This is a genomic window from Flavobacterium fructosi (genome assembly GCF_042787335.1).
Taxonomy (GTDB): domain Bacteria; phylum Bacteroidota; class Bacteroidia; order Flavobacteriales; family Flavobacteriaceae; genus Flavobacterium; species Flavobacterium fructosi.
Genome location: NZ_JBHZQA010000015.1, coordinates 24,510 through 31,488, shown reverse-complemented (window position 1 = coordinate 31,488; position 6,979 = coordinate 24,510). Strand labels below are relative to the sequence as shown.

Sequence of the window (6,979 nt, the reverse complement as noted above, 5' to 3'; positions counted from 1 at the left end):
AAAACTGGGGGCTAATACTAAATCAGTTCTTAACTATTTTTGAAAAAAGGGTTCAACTTTAATTAAAAAGTCAAACCCCTATATTTTTAACTTACACACTTTACGGGATAGTGTCTTAAAAAGTAATTAAAGAAAGTCCCACATTTATATTTCCAGAATCTCTTTGATTGTTTATCGAGAAAGAATAATGGTTTAATTCAACAAACAGGATTATATCATCAGCGTTTTGTATGCCCACGTTTATTTTTTTATAATCGCCCATTAAATTTCCTCGACCCAAAGCTAGTGCTTTCTCTATACCAAGTTGCAGTGTAATTCTGGTGTCGTCACCAATGAGTGGACTCAATCTAAAATTTGCAAAACAGGAACTACAACCAATTTGTCTGTCCATTCCCAGTTAGTTCCGGAATGGATTCCTAATCCAATCCATTTTTTGTAAAGGATTCCATATCCATACCTAGACGCAGTACCATCTGGAAGAAACCAAGTTCCTTTCTCGAGGGTATAAGGATTCTCTTCGTCTTTGCCAAGATTTCCTTTTATGGAAACGGTAACGTCAAATTGTGTGTAAGTGAATTTTTAATTTTGAGAAAAAACAGAGAAAGTAAAAAATAACAAAACGGTTAAGAACCTTAAAAGTCGTAAAATACTAAATATTGGATTCTAAACTACCTTCGAAAGCGACAACATCTACACCGTTTTTTACGTCATAATCACCGATTTTTGTTCGGCGTAAAACGGTTAAATGAGAACCTGAATTCATAGCCTTACCAAAATCAAAAGCCAAGGAACGAATGTAAGTTCCTTTACTGCAAACCACTCTGAAATCGATCTCAGGAAGTGCAATTCTGGTAATTTCAAATTCGTGAATCGTAGTCTTTCTCGTGGCAATTTCAATTGTTTCTCCAGCTCTGGCATGTTCGTACAAGCGTACGCCATCTTTTTTTATGGCAGAATAAATAGGTGGTTTTTGGTCTATTTCGCCCAAAAAATGTTTCACGGTTTCGTGAATTAAAGCGTCATCAATATGTTCCGTTGGGAAAGTTTGATCGATTTCGGTTTCCAAATCGTACGAAGGCGTGGTCGCTCCAATGTGAAAAGTTCCTGTATATTCTTTGGCTTGACCTTGAAGTTCCGTAATTCTTTTGGTGAATTTTCCAGTGCATACTAAAAGTAATCCGGTAGCCAAAGGATCTAAAGTACCGGCATGACCAATCTTAAATTTTTTTGGAAGATTCAGTTTGGTTATTAAAGCCCATTTCATTTTATTCACCGCCTGAAAGGAAGTCCAGTTCAGCGGTTTGTCAATGAGTATAATTTGTCCTTCTAAAAAATCTTCAGTTGTCATTAAATAATAGTCAGTGGATGAATGAAAAAGTGGGTTATCAATAATATAATACCGGCTATGATTCGGTAGTAACCAAATAGTTTAAAACCTTTTCGACTTAAAAAACCAATGAATGATTTTATAGCTAAAAGTGCCACTACAAATGCCACAATATTACCAATAATAAGAAAGTTGATTTGGTCATGAGTCAAGACGTATCCGTCTTTGTAATAGTCGTAACATTTTTTTGCTGTTGCGCCAAACATCGTTGGAACAGCGAGAAAAAAGGAGAATTCTGCTGCCGTAGTTCGAGATAATTTCTGAGACATTCCGCCTACAATAGAAGCTCCACTTCGCGAAACACCCGGAATCATCGCTAGGCATTGAAACAATCCAATTTTGAATGCTTGCAGATAAGTAATTTCTTTGCTAATAGGAGAAGAAACTTCTGGAACTGCAAACCAATCATCAACTTTTAATAAAATGATTCCTCCTATCAAAAGAGAAATAGCCACAGTGACAGGGCTTTCTAGTAAAGCATCTATTTTTTTGCTGAAAAGCAATCCAAAAACTACTGCTGGAATAAAAGCCACCAATAATTTGAAATAAAAATCGAATGATTGAAAAAATCGCTTAAAGTATAAAACCACCACTGAAAATATAGCTCCTAATTGAATGACAATTGTAAAAAGCTTCGTAAAATCATCGTGAGCAATTCCAAAAAAAGAAGATGCGATAATCATGTGGCCTGTTGAGGAAACGGGTAAAAATTCAGTAATTCCTTCAATAATGGCAAGAATAATAGCTTGTAATGTATTCATTTATGCTTTTTTGGGATTCTTAAGAATGGCATAAACAGTAATTCCAAAGCCGATTAGAACAGTTGTTGGTGCCAATCGAATTCTTCTAAAATCAAAAATCGCTTCGCTAAATACTTTTGGATCATCACTTCCACCACCTGACATGAGTATAAATCCTAACACTATTACTCCAATTCCAATTAATAGAATTGTATAATTTACTTTCTCAAAAAGGAATTCGTGGTTTTGTTCGTTGTTTTTCATTTATGCTGAATTTAGTTCAGCATCTAAAAATGCTGAATGATAATGCTTTTTTTAATCTTCAATTAGTAAAGTTCGTCTGTTCTTAAATTCAGGAAACGTTGTGTCGCAAAATAAGTACTCAGCCAAGTAATTAAAACACCAACTCCTAATACGCCTAATAATACCAATCCAATTAGTAGTTTGTCATCAAGAATGCCAAGATTTGGAAAATTTGTTTGAACATAAATCAAAACCCCGATCAACGCAATGATAGCCAAACCAGCGCCCATAAGACCCAGTTTTAAGCTTCGCATTACAAATGGTTTTCTGATAAACGACTTTGTTGCCCCTACCATTTGCATGGTTTTGATAATAAATCGGTGAGAATGGATTGATAAACGCAAAGAACTATTAATTAATAAAACAGCAATAAAAGTTAGAAAAACACTAACGATTAGAATCCACATACTTACTTTTTTAATATTGTCATTGACCAAATTCACTAACTGTTTGTCATAAACAATATCCGAAACCATAGCGTTTTTGCGTAAACTGCTTTCAATTTTTGCGATACTGTCTTTAACAACGTAATCCGCTTTTAAATGGATATCAAAAGAATTTTGCAATGGATTTTCACCCAAAAATTCCAAGAAATCTTCACCAATAATATCCGTATGTTGCTTTGCAGCAACTTCTTTAGTTACGTAAACGTATGATTTTGCAAAAAGAGCTGTTTTTAATTTTCCGTCAAAAGCTTTTAGAATGCTGTCATTCGCTTCATTTTTGAAAAATACCGTCATGGCAATTTTTTCTTTGAAATCGTCGGCTAGTTTTTTAGAATTTATAATAAAAAACCCTAACATTCCCAATAGAAATAAAACCAAGAATATACTTAGCACTACTGAAAAATAAGAAGAAATTAACCTGCGTTTTTGAAATTTATCAAAGGAAGAACTCATAGTTTACTAAAATTATTGGGTAAAAATAACAAAGAATTTCTTTATTTAAAGTTAATAACGCTCAAAGTTTTAACTTTCGTACAATAAACGTAAATTTGGCATCTAAAATATCCATCGCAATAAAATTTAGAACCTTAGTTACTCATTTACTTAGAATCCTGTAAAAATAATTTGAGTTCGCGATAGCATGAATCCATTAAAAGAACAATTAAGAAAGTATAATGACTTGAGTGCGCGACAGCATCACTCCATTAAAAAACAATAAAAAAGAGGAATGACTTGAGTGCGCGACAGCATGACTCCATTAAAAAACAATAAAAAAGAGGAATGACTTGAGTGCGCGACAGCATGACTCCATTAAAAAACAATAAAAAAGAGGAATGAAATACAATCCGAACGAAATAGAGGCCAAATGGCAAAAATATTGGCTAGAAAACCAAACGTTTAAAGCCGAAAATAACGCAACAAAACCTAAATATTACGTACTCGACATGTTTCCGTATCCATCAGGAGCGGGTTTGCACGTTGGGCATCCGCTGGGATACATCGCCTCAGATGTGTATTCCAGATACAAAAGACATCAAGGTTTTAATGTGTTGCACCCTATGGGTTATGACAGTTTTGGTTTGCCAGCTGAGCAATATGCGATACAAACTGGTCAACGCCCGGAAGATACTACTTCGGTAAATATTGACGGAGGAACGGATAAAGAAGGAAATAAAATTGCCGGTTATAGAAAGCAATTGGACAAAATTGGATTCTCTTTCGACTGGAGTCGAGAAGTGCGTACCTCAAATTCGGATTATTACAAGCATACCCAATGGATTTTCATCCAATTATTTAATTCTTGGTACAATAAAAACAGCGACAAAGCCGAAGATATTTCGACTTTGGTTTCCATTTTTGAGAAAGAAGGAAATGTAAATGTCAATGCAGTTTGCGATGAAAATAGTGAAGCTTTTTCAGCAAATGAATGGAACGCTTTCGCAAAAGAGCAACAGGAGCGAATCTTATTGCAATACAGATTGACGTATTTAGCCGAGACTGAAGTAAACTGGTGTCCGGGATTGGGAACTGTTTTGGCGAATGACGAAATCGTAAATGGTGTTTCAGAGCGTGGCGGTTTTACGGTTGTTCGTAAAAAAATGACGCAATGGAGCATGCGAATTTCGGCTTATGCGGAACGTTTGTTGCAAGGCTTAAACGATATTGACTGGAACGAAAGCATTAAAGAAAGTCAACGGAACTGGATTGGGAAATCCGTTGGAGCGACAGTTTCGTTTAAAGTCGAAAGTCAAAATTCTACGGTCGAAAGTGAGCAACAATATATAGACGTATTCACAACGCGTCCTGATACAATTTTTGGCGTTACGTTCATGACATTGGCTCCAGAACACGAATTAGTTTCTCAGATTACCACTCCGGAACAAAAAGCAGCAGTAAAAGCGTATGTAGAAAAAACGTCAAAACGTTCCGAAAGAGAACGTATGGCTGATGTTAAAACCATTTCGGGCGTTTTCACCGGAGCGTATGCCGAACATCCGTTCACGAAAGAACCAATTCCGGTTTGGATTGGGGATTATGTTTTGGCAGGTTACGGAACAGGTGCAGTTATGGCGGTTCCTTGCGGAGACGAAAGAGATTATGCTTTTGCGAATTTCTTCAAAGGTCAAAACGGAATGGAGGAAATCATAAACATTTTCGCAAATGTGGATATTTCTGAGGTTGCATACGGTTCGAAAGACACTGTGATTATCGCCAATTCTGATTTCCTAAACGGACTGACGTACAAAGAAGCGACTAAAAAAGCGATAGAAGAATTAGAAAAGCTAAACCAAGGAAAAGGAAAAATTAATTACCGTTTGCGTGATGCTGTTTTCTCTCGCCAGCGGTATTGGGGAGAGCCGTTTCCGGTATATTATGTGAATGGCTTGCCGCAAATGATTGCCGCGAAACATTTGCCAATCATCTTGCCGGAAGTAGAGAAATATTTGCCCACCGAGGACGGGCAACCGCCTTTAGGAAACGCTTTGGTTTGGGCTTGGGACAGTATTCAGTGTTCAGTGGTTAGTACGCAGTTAGTCGATAATGTGACTATATTTCCTCTCGAATTGAACACGATGCCAGGTTGGGCGGGAAGTTCATGGTATTGGATGCGCTATATGGATGCACACAATGAAAACGAATTTGCAAGTAAAGACGCATTGGCATACTGGGAAAACGTAGATTTATACATTGGCGGAAGCGAACACGCAACCGGACATTTATTGTATTCTCGTTTTTGGAACAAATTCTTGAAAGATAAAGGTTTTGCACTTACTGAAGAACCATTTAAAAAACTGATCAATCAGGGGATGATTTTAGGAATGAGTGCTTTTGTGTATAGAATTTCTTTTACTTATGGAATTGCATCTAAGGATAATAATGAGATAATAGAAACATTAAAGAAGATTCCAACTGTTTTTATTTCGTATGATAAATTAAAGAAAAATGATCAAGTTTTAAATGGGTTGCTGTCAACAATTAAATTGAATGATGAGGTTATTAATATTGTTAAAAAGAGGACTCAATTATCGGATGAATTTTTAAAAAATTTAGTTCCTTTTATTAGTGGTATTCATGCTGATTTAGCTGTAATCAATGACGGTACTAATGAATTAGATATTGAAGCTTTCAAAAGCCATTCTTTATATGCGGATTATAAAGATGCAGAATTCATTTGCGAAGAAAACGGTAAATACATTGTTGGTCGTGAAATCGAAAAAATGTCGAAATCCAAATACAATGTCGTAACACCAGATGATATTTGTAACGAATACGGAGCCGATACGTTGCGTTTGTATGAAATGTTCTTAGGACCATTGGAACAAGCAAAACCATGGAATACAGCAGGAATTTCGGGCGTATTTGGATTCTTGAAAAAACTATGTCGTTTGTATTTTGATGATAATGGTTTGATTGTTACCAATGATAAACCAACCAAAGACAACTTAAAATCATTGCACAAAACTATCAAAAAAGTGGCGGAAGACATTGAGAGTTTCTCTTTTAATACATCGGTTTCACAGTTTATGATTTGTGTGAATGAATTGTCCACCCAAAATTGTCATTCTCGTGCCATTTTGGAACCATTAGCAATTGTGATTTCGCCGTATGCGCCGCACATTGCCGAAGAATTATGGTCGTTGTTAGGAAATACAGGTTCGATTGCGACGGTTGATTTTCCTGTTTTTGAAGCTAAATATTTAGTTGAGAGCGAAAAGGAATATCCGGTTTCTTTCAACGGTAAAATGCGTTTCACGATGGTTTTGCCTTTGGATTTAACCAAGGAACAAATCGAGGAGATCGTGATGAAAGACGAAAGAACCATCAAACAACTGGAAGGTAAAACGCCAAACAAGGTGATTATTGTTCCGGGGAAAATCATTAACTTGGTAGGGTAAATTTTAACAACGTAATGTTGTAGAGACGCACTGCAGTGCGTCTCTACGTTGCGTCTCTGCAAAATATATTAAAATCCAAATTCCAATCATTTTTGGGATTTGGATTTTTTTCTTTCCATTTTGTGAATGCCAAATTGACATTGTAAAAAATTGGTTCAAATTTTGATTATTCTTTTATAGCTTTAAACAATACAATTAAAAAAAACA

General features: G+C 35.8%; 6 protein-coding genes. 1 reads left to right on the top strand and 5 read right to left on the bottom strand.

Annotated features, from left to right (window positions below; genetic code table 11):
- Window positions 1–115 precede the first annotated feature (115 nt).
- From ACFX5D_RS15475 to ACFX5D_RS15455, 5 genes are all read right to left on the bottom strand, one after another.
- Complete coding sequence (locus tag ACFX5D_RS15475; protein ID WP_379859105.1) at window positions 116–391, bottom strand: hypothetical protein; 276 nt, start codon at window positions 389–391, stop codon at window positions 116–118.
- A gap of 258 nt (window positions 392–649) precedes the next feature.
- Entirely contained in the window at window positions 650–1,348 is a 699-nt protein-coding gene (gene truB / locus ACFX5D_RS15470; RefSeq protein ID WP_379859104.1) for a tRNA pseudouridine(55) synthase TruB, read from the bottom strand.
- Window positions 1,348–2,148 (bottom strand): undecaprenyl-diphosphate phosphatase, encoded by an 801-nt coding sequence (locus ACFX5D_RS15465; protein WP_379859103.1) that lies wholly within the window; start codon window positions 2,146–2,148, stop codon window positions 1,348–1,350. Before ACFX5D_RS15465 ends, truB begins: the two co-directional genes overlap by 1 nt.
- Entirely contained in the window at window positions 2,149–2,391 is a 243-nt protein-coding gene (locus ACFX5D_RS15460; RefSeq protein ID WP_379859102.1) for a DUF3098 domain-containing protein, read from the bottom strand.
- A gap of 62 nt (window positions 2,392–2,453) precedes the next feature.
- Window positions 2,454–3,329 carry a cell division protein FtsX gene (locus ACFX5D_RS15455; protein WP_379859101.1) on the bottom strand — a complete coding sequence of 292 codons (876 nt, stop codon included), beginning with the start codon at window positions 3,327–3,329 and terminating at the stop codon, window positions 2,454–2,456.
- Between the two features lie 380 nt (window positions 3,330–3,709).
- Here ACFX5D_RS15455 and ACFX5D_RS15450 point away from each other — a divergent pair, with 380 nt between their 5' ends.
- Window positions 3,710–6,772, top strand: coding sequence for a leucine--tRNA ligase (locus tag ACFX5D_RS15450; RefSeq protein ID WP_379859100.1), 3,063 nt, complete (start codon window positions 3,710–3,712; stop codon window positions 6,770–6,772).
- The last annotated feature ends 207 nt before the right edge of the window (window positions 6,773–6,979 follow it).